This window comes from Micromonospora sp. NPDC048839 (assembly GCF_040649915.1).
Taxonomy (GTDB): Bacteria; Actinomycetota; Actinomycetes; order Mycobacteriales; family Micromonosporaceae; genus Micromonospora.
In genome coordinates, this window is the sequence record NZ_JBEZGL010000003.1 from 179,076 (window position 1) to 192,515 (window position 13,440).

The 13,440-nt window shown below is 72.0% G+C and carries 9 protein-coding genes; 6 read left to right on the top strand and 3 right to left on the bottom strand.

Annotated elements, in window-relative coordinates; translation table 11 throughout:
* Positions 1-70 precede the first annotated feature (70 nt).
* Complete coding sequence (locus tag AB0C25_RS06840) at positions 71-1,732, top strand: family 10 glycosylhydrolase (protein ID WP_357370380.1); 1,662 nt, start codon at positions 71-73, stop codon at positions 1,730-1,732.
* Between the two features lie 181 nt (positions 1,733-1,913).
* Entirely contained in the window at positions 1,914-2,447 is a 534-nt protein-coding gene (locus AB0C25_RS06845; protein WP_357370381.1) for a phospholipase, read from the top strand.
* Positions 2,448-2,675: 228 nt separating this feature from the next.
* Here the strand turns inward: AB0C25_RS06845 and AB0C25_RS06850 are convergent, their stop codons facing one another.
* Positions 2,676-5,516, bottom strand: a complete 2,841-nt coding sequence (locus tag AB0C25_RS06850; protein ID WP_357370383.1) for an adenylate/guanylate cyclase domain-containing protein — start codon at positions 5,514-5,516, stop codon at positions 2,676-2,678.
* Between the two features lie 152 nt (positions 5,517-5,668).
* Positions 5,669-5,884 carry a zinc ribbon domain-containing protein gene (locus tag AB0C25_RS06855; RefSeq protein ID WP_357370385.1) on the bottom strand — a complete coding sequence of 72 codons (216 nt, stop codon included), beginning with the start codon at positions 5,882-5,884 and terminating at the stop codon, positions 5,669-5,671.
* A 35-nt stretch (positions 5,885-5,919) separates the two neighbouring features.
* On the opposite strand from AB0C25_RS06855, the gene AB0C25_RS06860 reads away from it, so the two are divergent.
* From AB0C25_RS06860 to AB0C25_RS06870, 3 genes are all read left to right on the top strand, one after another.
* Entirely contained in the window at positions 5,920-7,428 is a 1,509-nt protein-coding gene (locus tag AB0C25_RS06860; RefSeq protein ID WP_357370387.1) for a lytic murein transglycosylase, read from the top strand.
* Positions 7,429-7,500: 72 nt separating this feature from the next.
* Complete coding sequence (locus AB0C25_RS06865) at positions 7,501-8,517, top strand: GNAT family N-acetyltransferase (RefSeq protein ID WP_357371052.1); 1,017 nt, start codon at positions 7,501-7,503, stop codon at positions 8,515-8,517.
* A 93-nt stretch (positions 8,518-8,610) separates the two neighbouring features.
* Positions 8,611-11,889, top strand: coding sequence for a lamin tail domain-containing protein (locus tag AB0C25_RS06870; protein WP_357370389.1), 3,279 nt, complete (start codon positions 8,611-8,613; stop codon positions 11,887-11,889).
* Between the two features lie 88 nt (positions 11,890-11,977).
* On the opposite strand, the gene AB0C25_RS06875 is transcribed toward AB0C25_RS06870, so the two are convergent.
* Positions 11,978-12,481 carry a helix-turn-helix transcriptional regulator gene (locus AB0C25_RS06875; RefSeq protein WP_357370391.1) on the bottom strand — a complete coding sequence of 168 codons (504 nt, stop codon included), beginning with the start codon at positions 12,479-12,481 and terminating at the stop codon, positions 11,978-11,980.
* Between the two features lie 387 nt (positions 12,482-12,868).
* On the opposite strand from AB0C25_RS06875, the gene AB0C25_RS06880 reads away from it, so the two are divergent.
* A complete protein-coding gene (locus AB0C25_RS06880; protein ID WP_357370393.1) occupies positions 12,869-13,438 on the top strand; it encodes a sigma-70 family RNA polymerase sigma factor in 570 nt (189 codons plus the stop codon).
* Positions 13,439-13,440: the final 2 nt, after the last annotated feature.

A 13,440-nucleotide genomic window follows, 5' to 3' on the forward strand; every position in this document is an offset into this window, starting at 1 on the left:
CGGACATCGACGGCGAATCTTGCCGCAGGCCGCGGAAACATCCGGGAGCCCCAACGAAGGGACACACCGCATGAAAGCCACCCGACTCGGAGCCGCCGGGCTGGTCGCAGCCCTGCTTGGCACATTCGTCAGCGCCACCCCCGCGAGCGCCGCACCCAGCGCGGCCGCCACCACCAGCACCGCCACCTGCGCCACCGACCCGGCCACCCCGAAACGGCAGTTCCGGGCCATGTGGATCTCGTCCGTCGTCAACATCGACTGGCCCAGCAAGGCGTCCCAGACCAGCCCGGACCGGGTCGCCACCCAGCAGGCCGAATATCGGGAACTGCTCGACCTCGCCCAGCGACTGCACCACAACGCCGTCGTGGTGCAGGTCCGGCCCACCGCCGACGCGCTCTGGCCCTCGCCGTACGAGCCGTGGTCCGAGTACCTGACCGGCAGCCGTGGGCAGGACCCTGGTTGGGACCCGCTGGCCTTCCTCGTCGACGAGTCACACAAGCGCAACCTGGAGTTCCACGCCTGGTTCAACCCGTACCGCGTCTCCATGCCGGCCCCCGGCGGCGCCGGCGCCGACCTCACCCAACTCGCGCCCGGCCACCCGGCGCGGCAGCACCCGGACTGGACCTTCGCCTACCCGCCGGCCGGCGTGGCCGGCAGCCGGCTCTACTACAACCCCGGCATTCCCGAGGTACGCGAGTTCGTGCAGACCGCGATGATGGACGCGGTCAAGCGGTACGACATCGACGGCGTCCACTTCGACGACTACTTCTACCCCTACCCCAGCGGCACCTACCAGGTGCCCGACGACGCCACCTTCGCCGCGCACAACCGGGGCTTCACCGACCGGGCGGACTGGCGGCGGGACAACATCAACCTGCTGATCCAGGAGATGAACGGCAAGATCAAGGCGGCGAAGCCGTGGGTGAAGTTCGGCGTCAGCCCGTTCGGCATCTGGCGCAACAAGGCCGCCGACCCGCTCGGCTCGGACACCACCGGCAGCCAGTCGTACGACATCATCTCCGCCGACACCCGCACGTGGATCAAGCACGAGTGGATCGACTACGTGGTCCCGCAGCTCTACTGGTACATCGGCCAGTACCCGGCCGCCGACTACGCGCGACTCGTCCCGTGGTGGGCCGAGACGGTGCGCGGCACCCGCGTGCAGCTCTACATCGGCCAGGCCGACTACAAGAGCGGCGACCCGACGTACGGGCCGTACTGGCAGAACCCGCGTGAGCTGTCCGACCACCTGACGCTCAACCGGTCGTACCCGGAGGTGCAGGGCAACGTGCACTTCTCGGCCGTCCAGGTGCGGGCCAACCGGCTCGGCGCCACCGACATCTACGCCGCCGAGCACTACTCCCGGCCCGCGCTGGTGCCGGCCATGCCGCACCTGCCGGCCAGACCACTGCTCTTCCCGGTGGTCACCAGGGCGGTCCGACAGGCCGACGGAGTACGGCTGACCTGGCGTCAGCCGGCCGACGGTGTCCGGCCACTCGGCACCGCCACCTCGTACGCGATCTACCGGTTCGACGGCACCACCCTGCCCGGTCGGTGCGGCACGGCGGACGCCGCGCACCTGGTCGACACCGTCCGCGCCACACCCGGCGACGCGCAGTCCTGGGTGGACGCCTCGGCCGTGCCCGGTGAGCGCTACACCTACCAGCTGACCGCGCTGGACCGGTCGGCCAACGAGAGCCCGACCAGCCTGCCGGCATTCGTCAGGCGCTGACCCGCTCCCCCGAATGCCCCGGTCGCCCCAAGTGGCCGGGGCATTCGTCTGTTTGAGCCCCTGTCACCAATTGTTGGCGCGGCACATACCGAGCAGTTGATCAGTTGATCGAAACTTGTCGACATCCGGTGACCCGCCGGTAACTTCCCGTCCCACCCGCCCACCCCCGCGGAGGTAACAAGTGCCCCGACGTCTCACCACCCTGTTCGCCTCGGGCGCGCTCGCGCTGCTCGCCACCCTCGCCATCGCCTCCCCCGCCGCCGCAGTCACCCCCGCCCAGAAGCTGTCCGTGCTGTCGAGTTGGACGCAGACCAGCGCCTCCAGCTACAACTCCTGGAACAGCGCCCGGGTCAACCGGGCACCCTGGGCCGAGTACAACTTCACCTGGTCCACCGACTACTGCTCATCCAGCCCGGACAACCCGCTCGGCTTCACCTTCAGCCTCAGCTGCTACCGGCACGACTTCGGCTACCGCAACTACAAGGCGGTCAGCCAGTTCCCCGCCAACAAGTCCCGACTGGACAGCGCCTTCTACGCGGACCTGAAGCGCGTCTGCACCACGTACAACACGGTCGTCCGACCGGCCTGCTACAGCCTGGCCTGGACCTACTACCAGGCGGTCAAGACCTTCGGCTCGGTGGCAGCGGTCCAGCAGGCCGACATCGACCGCGCTGCCAAGATGAAGGCCGAAGCCGAAGCCGCCGCCCGCGCCTAACTCGGAAGTAGACCCACTTCCTCCCGATTAGGGCCGCTTCGCGCAGCGGAGCGACAGCGACTAACCCCACCCCCGCCCCCACCCGGCCCTGTCCCGCCCCCGACCCCGCCCCCCGACCCCGGATCCGTCCGTTGATCATGGAGTTATTGCCCGTCCCATCGGCGTGTCGCAGCAATAACCTCATGATCAACCACGGCGGGGGTGGGGGTGGTCTGGGCAGGGGTTGGGTTAGGCGCGTTCGGTGCGGGTTGCCGGGTGGCGGTCGGGGTCGGCGGGGCGGCGGGGAAGGGGCTGGGACAGGCCGGTGCTGAAGCGGGTCGAGTCGGCCGCCAGGTCCGGGTGTTCCACGTCCAGTGCCAGCGCGGCGGCCTCGTCCAGCCCCAACTCGGCACCCTCGCCGTACGCGTCGTCGAACACCGCGTCGCCCAACTGCGCGCGCAGCTCGGCCTGCTGTTCGGCCCAGTAGCCGCCGTAGATGCCCGGGGTCGCGCGCATGCTCGCCCGGGTGGCCTGCGCCGCCCCGAACAGGCGAGCCGCGGTCAACCGGTCCCCGCCGATCGCGCAGCGCACCGCGACCGCGTTCAACGTGTCACACGCCCGACCGTGGTAGCCGTGGCCCATCCGCGAACGCAGCGCCACCAGCAGGTGCTCGTGCGCGGCGATCACATCGCCCCGGGCCAACGCGACCATCCCGAGCAGCATGTCCACCGACCGCCGACCCCGCTCCACCGGGCGGGCCGCCTCCACCGGCCGGACCGCCCCGAGCAGATCCGCCGCCTCCCCCAGGGCGCCCCGCCGCCAGAGCAGCTCAGCCAGGCTGAACACCGCCAACAGCGCCTCGCCGACCACGTCCTGCCCGTGCGCCCAGTCGATGACCTCCCGGCACACCCGCTCGGCCTCGACGAGCTGCCCCATGTCCACCAACGGCGCGGCCCGGCCGGCGAGCACCCGGGCCAGCAGCCCGGCATCACCGGCCTGCCGGGCGGCCGCCTCCGCCCGCTGGGAGTAGCGCAACTCCTCGGCGAACTCACCGTCCGCGCCGGCGTGCAGCGAATGCATGTGGTAAACCGCCGCCAGCTCCGCCTCCGGGATCCGCTCACCCGTCTCGGCGATCCGCCCGTACAACCGGAACAGCCACAGCCGCCCCTCCCGGGCCAGGCCCCGCTCAAGCCACCACTGGTCCAGCCCACCAGCCAGACCGAGACCGGCACGGGCGCTGCCGCCCGTGGCGCACCACCGCAACGCGGCGCGTACCTCCCCGGCCAACGGGTCGAGGGCGTACAGCGACAGCGTCACGGGACGGCCGTCCTGACCCAGGTGTGCCCGGTCCACCGCATGGGCCGACCAGGCCACATGCCGATTCCGGGCGGCCTGTTCCTCACCCGCCTCGGCCAGCCGCCGCGCCGCGTACGCCCGGATCGGGTCGAGCATCCGGTAGGTGCTGCCGGTGGCCCGCGGCTCGGCCAACACCATCGATTTGTCCACCAGCACCGACAGTGGATCCAGCGGGTCGTCACCCAGCAGCCACTCCACCGTCGCCAGGTCCACCGGCCCGGCGAAGACCGACAGCCACCGCAGCAGGCGGGCGGCCCGAGGCCCGAGCGTCCGGTACGACCAGGTGACGGTGGCCTGCATCGTCAGGTGCCGTTCCGTGGCCGACCGCTGCACCGCCCTGCTCGCCGCGGTGGGTGGCGACGCCCCGGACGCCGCGGCGACCAGGTCCACGGTGTCCTGCTGGTTGCCGGACCAGCCGCGCTCCACCGGGGGCGGATCCGGGTCCTCCCGACCGGCGTCCAGAGTGCCGAGAACATCGTCGAGGCGCTCCGCGAGCTGGCCCACCGAGAGCACCCGCAGCCGAGCGGCGGCCAGCTCGATGGCGAGCGGCAACCCGTCCAGCCGCTGCACCACCCGGCGGAGATCGGCCGACTCGGCCGGGTCCGGCCGCCGGCCGCCACGCGCCGCCGCCGTACGGTCCAGCAGGAGCGCCACCGCATCGCTCTCCGCACCGTCCGCGCGGGGGTCGACCGAGAGCGGCGGGATCCGCCACACCACCTCACCCGGCAGACTGAACGACTCCCGGCTGGTCGCCAGCACCCGCACACCACCGCCGCCGGACAACAACCGCGCGATCACCTCCGCACAGGCGGCCGGCTGGGTGTCACAGGTGTCCAGGACGACAAGCATGCGGCGGGCGGCCGCGTACTCGACAAGGGTGTCCAGCATCGGCCGGCCCGGCTCGGGTCGCAGGCCGAGCACCGCGGCGATCGCGAACGCCACCAACCCCGGGTCGGTCACCGCGGCGATGTCGACGAACCACACCCCGTCCGGGTACGCCTCGACGACCCCGCTGGCCAACTCCACCGCGAGCCGGGTCTTGCCCGCCCCGCCCGCGCCGAGCACGGTGATCAGGCGGTGCTGCTTCACCAGCAGGCCCAACTCGACGCGCTCGGCCTGCCGACCGACGAACGACGTCACCTGGGTCGGCAGATTGTGCGCCACCGCGTCGGCGGTGCGGGGCCGCGGGAACTGCCGCTCCAAGCCCGGCGCGACCAGTTGGAAGAGCCGCTCCCGGTCGTCGAAGCCGCGCAGCCGGTGCAGGCCGAGGTCGAGCAGGGTCGCACCGGGCGGCAACGGTTCGGCCCGACGGGCGGTGGGCGCCGAACAGAGCACCTGCCCGCCGTGCGCCGCGGCGGCCACCCGGGCGGCCCGGTGCACCTCGGGGCTGGCGTAGTCGCCGTCGCGCGGCTCGGCGTAACCGGTGTGCAGGCCCATCCGCACCCGGGGTGCGGCTTCGGCGGTCGGCCAGTCGTGGTTGGACAGCGCCCGCTGAGCGGTCAGGCAGGCGGTGAGCGCCAATGCCGCGTCCTCGAAGGCCAGGAAGAACGAGTCGCCCTCGGTCAGCAGCTCCGCGCCGCCCGTGCTGGCCAGCGTCCGGCGCAACAGCCGTCGGTGCTCGGCGAGCACCGGACGGTAGTCGGGGCCGAGCAACTGGGCCAGCCGGGTCGAGCCCTCGATATCGGTGAACACGAAGGTCACCCAACCGCTCGGGAGCTGGATCCGTGGCGACATGCGTGGAACCTCCGCCCGTGACGTCGGGTTCATGCTGCCTGAGTCCGAGCGGTAACGCATCGTGAGAACGGTCGGGCAGATGCCGCCTCAAAGTGCCACTCGGACCCGGTCACGGCAAGACCAGCCCACCAGGTGGCGGGGAATTGGTCCGATCAGCAGCCGCAGGCGCCTCCGCAGCACCCACCACCGGAGGACGCCGGGGCGCCACCAACGGCCCCACCCCGGCCGGTGACCGCGACCGCGGAGAGCAGCTTCACCGTGTCGGCGTGACCCTGCGGGCAGGCGGCCGGGTCAGCGGCAGCCGCCATCGGACGGTTGACCTCGAAAGTGTCGCCGCAGGCGCGGCAACGGAACTCGTACCGGGGCATGCGCCCAGGGTACGGGAACTGACGTCCGGCGGAGGATGGGTGATACTCGACGGGTGGTGGACGGCGAGGACGACACGCGTGTGCAACCGTTACGACCGGCCGCGCCGCTGGACGGGCCACTCGAAGGCTCGGGGGCCGCGCCCGACCCGGTACGCGCGGTGCCCCGGCCCCGCCGGCCCTGGCTGAGCGGCCGGACCGCGAGTACGCCGGCCACACCTGCCACCACCTCCGGAGCGACCGACGCCCCCTCGGCCAGTCCGACCGGCGCCCCCAGGACCGGGCCGGGCGCGGCCGGCGCCGGATCTGAGGACCCGGTCGAGCCCGCTCCGGTCGCCGCCGACAGCGCTGACACGCGGGCAGCGGCCCCCAGGACCGAAGACCCGAAGACCGACGACACGAAGACCGACAGCCCGAAGACCGACGACACGAAGACCGACGCACCGGCCGACGACGCGAAGCCCGATGTGTCCGCTGACGAGACGAAGCCCGTCACCAAGGTCACCGCGGATGTGGCTAAGACCAGTGTGGACGAAATTCCCGTCGTACCGGCGTCCGGCGCCGCCCGGCGACGGCGGGTGCCGTTCGCGCACGCGGTACGGCTGCCGCCGCGCCAGGTGGCAGCCTCGGCCGCCCGTGCGACCCGGGCCTGGGCTCGTCGACCGAGTGGTCGGCTCACCCTGCCCGGCCTCTTCCTGCTGGCGCTTGTGTCCGCGACCGCGGCGGCGGGCGCCCTGCTCGTGCCGGCCACGATCCGCGCGCCCCGCCCGGTCGCGGCCGACGCCTCCGGTACGCCCACCGTGCCGCCGGGAGCGCCTGCCCGCCTGCCCACCGGCCCGGTGCCCGGAGGTGGCCTACCGGGTGGCGGACTACCCAGCGGTGGACTACCGAGCAATGGACTACCCAGCGGCGGACCACCCACCGGCGGGATGCCGAGCGGTGGACTGCCCACCAGCGGACCCGGCATCGGCGGGCGGCCGTCGGACGCCCTGGCTGGCTGGGCTCAACAGGTCGGTGCCAAGGTGAATATTCCGGCCGTCGCCGTGCAGGCGTACGGCTATGCCGAGCTGATGCTCGCCCAGACGAACCGCAGTTGCGCGCTGAGCTGGACCACGCTGGCCGCGATCGGGCAGGTCGAGTCGGGGCACGGGTCGGCCAACGGCGCGCGGTTGGGGCAGGACGGCAAGGCGCTACCGAAGATCATCGGACTGCCGTTGGACGGCAACGGCGGCCGGATGCGGATCATCGACACCGACCGTGGGGTGCTCGACGGGGACCTGACCCTCGACCGGGCGATCGGGCCGATGCAGTTCATCCCGACCACCTGGCAGGAGATCGGCGCGGACGCCGACAATGACGGGCTCAAGGACCCGCACGACCTGGACGACGCAGCACTGGCGGCGGGTAACTACCTCTGCAAGGGTGGTCGGAACCTGAGCATCCCGGGCGACTGGTGGAACGCGATCCTGTCCTACAACGATGTACGCCGGTACGCCCAGGACGTCTACGACACCGCCAACCGGTACGGACGGGCCAGCCGCCCGTGACGTGATCGTCTCGATACGTTGGAGAACTGGACACTTCCCCCCGGCCTCTGTTAGCGGCAAGCTAGACGGGTGATGGTGCGCGAGTGGGACCCGAGGACCGCGTCGTCCGCCGAGATCGCGTCGCTGCTGGTCACGCTGAACGCGGTGCTGGCGGCCGACCTGCCGCAGGATCCGCCGTGGCGGGAGACCTCATTGCGCGAATACCTCGCCGAGGTGATGCCCGGCGAGCGGCGGATCTCCTGGATCGCCCAGGCCGAGGCGACCGACCCCGGCGACCCGGGCGCGGTACTCGGCCAGGTGCACGTGCTGCTCCTCGGTGACATCGGCGTGCTCGAGGTGCTGGTGCACCCGTCGGTGCGGCGCAGCGGTCTCGGTCGTGACCTGGTGTTGCGTGCCGCCCGCCGGGTCTACCAGGAGGGCTTCCGTTCGATCGGGGTCGAGGTGGTCGGCGACACGCCCGCGGTCGGGTTCTACGAGTCGCTCGGCTTCACCCGGGAGTACGTGGAGACGCGCAGCGTGCTCGACCTCACCGCGGTCGACTGGGCCGAGCTGACGCAGATGGCCACCGGCATCGCGGCGGGCTACCACCTGGAGTTCTTCCCGGGTGGGCCACCGGACGACCTGATCGAGGCGTACGCGCGGGCGAAGGCCGAGGTGCGCGACGTCGACGACGGTGAGCTGCGCCCCAGCTCCTACGAGCCGGAGCGGCTGCGCGACAGCCTCGACACCCTGCACCGGCGGGGCATGAAACCGTACATCGTGCTCGCCCGACACGAGCAGAGCGGCGAGGTGGCCGGCCTGACCGAGGTGGTGGTGCCCGCGCAGCACCCGACCCGCGCCGACCAGTACGACACGATCGTCGCGCAGGACCACCGGGGCTACGGCATCGACCGGGCGATCAAGGCCCGGATGCTGTTGGAGCTGCGCTCCGCCGAGCCGGAGCTGATCGAGGTGCAGACCTGGAACGCGCAGGCCAACGAGGCGATGCTGAAGGTCAACGCCGAGCTGGGCTACCAGCCGGACCGCGACTGGTGCGAATACAGCGTCGACGTCGCTGAGCTGGTGCACCGGCTCGATCCCCCACGCTGAGGGAATTCACGCAACTGTCCACTAGGGGATGGACGGTGGACCACCGCGCACCTTAACGTGCGTTGACCCCCATCCACCCATCGTGGAGGCCCTATGCGCCCGCGCCGCTCATTCGCCGCGCTCGCGACCGCCACCGCCGCCGTGACCATCACGGCGCTCGGCGTCGCACCCACCGCGGCCAGCGCCGCGCCCACCGATCTGTTCATCTCGGAGTACGTCGAGGGTTCGTCGAACAACAAGGCGATCGAGCTGTTCAACGGCACCGGCGTCCCCGTCGACCTCGCCGCCGGCGGCTACCGGCTCCAGCTCTACTTCAACGGCTCCACCACGGCCACCACGATCGCGTTGACCGGGAACGTGGCCGCCGGCGACGTGTTCGTGTTCGCCAGCGCGTCGGCCGGGGCCGCCATCCTCGCCCAGGCCGACCAGACCACCGGGGCCAGTCTGTTCAACGGTGACGACGCGGTCGTACTGCTCCGGGGCACCACCGTGCTCGACTCGATCGGGCAGGTGGGCGTCGACCCGGGCACCGAGTGGGGTGCGGGCGCCACCAGCACCGCGGACGACACCCTGCGCCGACTGCCGACCGTGACCAGCGGGGACACCGAACCGACGGACGCGTTCGACCCCGCGGCCCAGTGGGCCGGCTTCCCGGTGGACACCTTCGACGGCCTCGGCGCGCACACCGCGGACGGCGGCGGACCGGTCGACGTCCCGGCCACGCTGACCTGCGGCGGCCCACTGGTCACCAGCGCGGGTACGGCGGCGAGCCGGGAGGTCACCGCCACCGACCCCGATGACACGATCGTCGACCTGGTGGTGACCTCGGTCAGCCCGACCCCGTCCGCGGGCTCGATCACCCGCACCGCGCTCACTCCCGCCGGGGGCGTCGGCGGCACCGCCCGTGCCACGATCGACGCGAGCGCCGACCTGGCCGCCGGGGCGTACACCGTCACCCTCACCGCGACCGACGCGGACGGCGGCACCGCGAGCTGCGCGCTGGCCGTGCAGGTGACCCGGGAGTTGACCGTCGGTGAGGTGCAGGGCCCGACCACCGACACCGAGTCCGGCCCCGCCGACCGGTCGCCGCTCGCACCGGCGAGCGGCAACGGCACGAGCAGCACGCTGTACGACGTACGCGGCGTCATCACCCAGTTGACCCTGGCCCGCACGTCGGCCGGCGCGGAGCAGCACGGCTTCTTCCTGCAGAGCCGTACCGGCGACACCGACGGCGACCCGAGCAGTTCCGACGGCATCTTCGTGTTCATGGGCGCGTTCACCTCGCTGATCGGCGGTTACGTGCCGGCGGTCGGCGACGAGGTCGTGCTGCGGGCCCGGGTGTCGGAGTACTACAACTTCACCCAGCTCTCCGGCGCGTCGCTGGTCCGCCGGATCGGCGGTGGGCTGGCCGTGGACACCGCGGTCGCGGTGGCCGACGCGGTGCCGCCGGCCGTGCTGACCGACGCGCAGCGCTTCTGGGAGCGGCACGAGGGCTCCCGGATGCGGGTTCGCGCGGGCAGCGGCGCGGTGAGCGGCCGGGACGTCTTCTCCTCCACGGCCGACGCGGAGCTGTGGGTGGTCGACCGCGACGACCCGCTGCTGGACCGCGCCGACCCGTACTCCCGGCGGGTCTTCCGGGACTCGCACCCGCTGGACAACGACCCGACCCGCCGCTTCGACGACGGCAACGGTCAGCGGACGCTGCTCGGCAGTATGGGCGTGAAGGCCACCGCCGGGGACAGCGCCGCGCTGCTCCCGCCGGCGCACACCTTCGACACGCTGCGGGCGGACGCGGTGGGCGGGGTCTACTACTCGTTCGAGAAGTACGGCGTCCAGGTCGAGCGGGCGGAGTTCGCCGCCGGGGCCGACCCGTCGAAGAACAACCCGCCGAAGCCGGCCGACCGGTCGCAGGAGGTGGCCGTCGCCACCTACAACGTGGAGAACCTGTACGACCACCGCGACGACCCGTTCGACGGCTGCGACTTCACCGGTAACACCGGCTGCCCAGGTGTCGACCCGCCGTTCGACTACGTGCCGGGCAGCGAGGCGGAGTACCGCGAGCAACTGGCCGCGCTCGCCGACCAGATCGTCAAGGACCTGCACGCGCCGGACCTGATCCTGGTGCAGGAGGCCGAGGACCAGGACATCTGCACGGTCTCCGGTGCGGCGCTGAGCTGCGGCGACACCAACAACGCGGACGGCGCTCCGGACAGCATCCAGGAGTTGGCGCTCGGGGTGGCGGCGGCCGGCGGACCGGCGTACGCCGCGGCCTATGACCGGACCGGCGCGGACGCCCGTGGGATCACCGCAGCGTTCCTGTACCGCACCGACCGGTTGTCGCTGACGGCCGCGACGGCCGACGACCCGCTGCTGGGCTCGGCACCGTCCGTCCAGTACCGCGCTGCCGGTCTGCCGGCCAACGCCGACGTGCAGAACCCGAAGGCCCTCAACGCGGTGCTGCCGGCGGATGTGGACACCTCGACCGGTCGGGACGGCACCAACGTCTTCACCCGCGCCCCTCAGCTCGGCAAGTTCAGCGTGGCCGCGTCGCCCGGTTCGACCGAGCGGTTCACCCTGTACGCGCTCAGCAACCACTACTCCTCCGGCCCGGACAGCCGGGTCGGGCAGCGGCGGGAGCAGGCGCGTTACGGCGCGGCGATCGTCACCGCGATCGAGGCGGCCGACCAGAGCGCCCGGGTGGTCTACGGCGGGGACCTGAACGTCTTCCCCCGCCCGGACGACCCCATTGCGACGGGCAGCGAGCCCACACCGTCGGACCAGCTCGCGCCGCTGTACGAGGTGGGTCTGCACAACCTGTGGGACAACCTGGTCGCGGACGTGCCGGCGTCGGCGTACTCGTACAGCTTCGAGGGGCACGCGCAGACCCTCGACCACCTGTTCGTCAACGACGCGTTCTACGGTGACCTGGTGCAGGTGCGCGCGGCGCACGTCAACGCCGACTGGCCGGCGGAGTTCACCGGCGACGGGTCACGGGGTTCCAGTGACCACGACCCGCAGGTGGCCCGGTTCCGGTCCCGCGCCTCGCTGACCGTCGCCGACACGACGGTGGTCGAGGGCAACCAGGGCACCCGGCAGCTCACCTTCACCGCGACCGTGTCCCGGCCGTTGTCCCAGCCGGTGCTGCTCTGTGCCACCACCGTCGGCCTCACCGCGCAGTCGGGTTCGGACTTCGACCCGTACGCCGGGTGCAAGGTGTTGGCCGCCGGGCAGACGTCGGTGGCGTTCCCGGTGACCGTGCGCGGCGACCGGAGGCGGGAATCGGACGAGAGGCTGACGCTGCTGGTGGCCGGCGTGCCCGGCCTGCGGTTGGCCGACCCGCTCGCGGTTGGCACGATCACCAACGACGACTGATCCGCCAGGTGCCGTCGGCGGCCCGCCGTCCGGGTTTCCCCCGGGCGGCGGGCCGCTCCTCGTTCGCCCGTCCGGTCAACGCGGGAGGTCAGTAGTACTCGTGGACCATTGGCGGGGGCGGGACGTTGCGGTGCTGCGCCACTCGCACCTCCCACTGGCTGCGCCGCCGTCGCGCCTCCCGATCGGCGGAGCTGCGATGGTAGGTCTCCGGAGGCCGGGCCAGCCCGTAGCGGTCCCCCCACCACTCCCCCGACTCAGGGTCGAGGATGGTGTCGAGGTGCGAGGGGTAACGCCGGCCCGCGCCGTCGTAGACGTCGTCCCAGTCGCCCATCGGCTGGACGATCCGGCCTTCCTGATCCACCACTACCAGGTAGAGGCCGCCAGCGCCGAGCAGGCGTTGCAGTACCGCCAGGCTTGGTGTCAGGCTGCCCGCTTCGACCCGTCCCACCGTCGAGGGCGCCACCTTGGCGAAGCGGGCCATCCGATGTTGGCTCAGCCCGACGATCCGGCGTGCGCGGCGAACCAGACCGGCGATGGGAAACCGCCCGACGGTAGGGCCAGGAGGAGGAGGAGATTCAAGCGCCGACGCCATTCCCCCACCGTCACCCGTGCCAGCACCTGGACTCAACCCCTGTGGATAAAGCTGTGGATAACACGAGAGTCAAGCAGGGCGGGACATAGTTGGCCGCCCTTTGCTCTGCTGCAGCGGGCGCAACAGTTGAAGCCAAAAATGTTGCGCCCGCTGAAGCAGAGCAAAGGGCGCGGAGGGGGGCGCCGGACCGGACCTCCTCGGGCGGGTCGCCCAGATGGGACGCCCTGATTGGGCTGTCGTCAGTGGCTACCCTCGCCCCCGACCCCATCGCACCGCCCTACCCCGGGGGCCGCTCGCCGAGCACTGGTGGCGGCGCTCGCGGATGTAACGCCGTATCGCCGCCGAACCAAGGAAGGGGTGTAAGGACGGCCAACGAGAGGACGGCCCGTGAGCAGCCCGAGCCCAGGCGGGGACGACCTAGCCGCCATCGGTACGGACCCCGCGGCGTTCGAGCGGTTCTACCGCCGACACGTCGAGACGATCGGGCGGTTCGTCGCCCGCCGCGTCGACGACCCACACACCGCCGCCGACCTCACGGCCGAGGTGTTCCTGGCTGTGATCAACTCCGCAGCCGGTTACCAGCCGGAGCGCGGTAACGAGCTGGCCTGGCTCTTCGGCGTGGCCCGCAACGTCATCGCGGCCGAACACCGCCGGGCGACCCGTCATCTGCGGGCCAGCGGTCTCGTGGCGGGACGACGGCTGTTGGACGCCGACGACATCGCCCGGATCGAGGAGCGCATCGACGCGGAATCGCTGGCGCGCCGCACCTATCGCGCTCTCGGCGGTCTGCCGGAGCACACGCGCGCCCTGCTCGAACTCGTCGCCGTCGACGGCCTGTCCCTGACGGACGCGGCCGCCGCGCTCGGGATCTCCCCGGTCGCCGCGCGGGTCCGAGTGCACCGGGCCCGCCGGGCAGTACGCCTCGCTCTCGCACAGTCCGAATCCGCGCTCGTCTGATC

What these genes read in the sequence shown, in the direction of transcription:
- AB0C25_RS06840 (WP_357370380.1), top strand. Translation starts at nt 71, where the DNA reads ATGAAAGCCACCCGACTCGGAGCCGCCGGGCTGGTCGCAGCCCTGCTT.
- AB0C25_RS06850 (WP_357370383.1), bottom strand. Translation starts at nt 5,516, where the DNA reads ATGTCGCCACGGATCCAGCTCCCGAGCGGTTGGGTGACCTTCGTGTTC.
- AB0C25_RS06855 (WP_357370385.1), bottom strand. Translation starts at nt 5,884, where the DNA reads ATGCCCCGGTACGAGTTCCGTTGCCGCGCCTGCGGCGACACTTTCGAG.
- AB0C25_RS06860 (WP_357370387.1), top strand. Translation starts at nt 5,920, where the DNA reads ATGGGTGATACTCGACGGGTGGTGGACGGCGAGGACGACACGCGTGTG.
- AB0C25_RS06865 (WP_357371052.1), top strand. Translation starts at nt 7,501, where the DNA reads ATGGTGCGCGAGTGGGACCCGAGGACCGCGTCGTCCGCCGAGATCGCG.
- AB0C25_RS06870 (WP_357370389.1), top strand. Translation starts at nt 8,611, where the DNA reads ATGCGCCCGCGCCGCTCATTCGCCGCGCTCGCGACCGCCACCGCCGCC.
- AB0C25_RS06875 (WP_357370391.1), bottom strand. Translation starts at nt 12,481, where the DNA reads ATGGCGTCGGCGCTTGAATCTCCTCCTCCTCCTGGCCCTACCGTCGGG.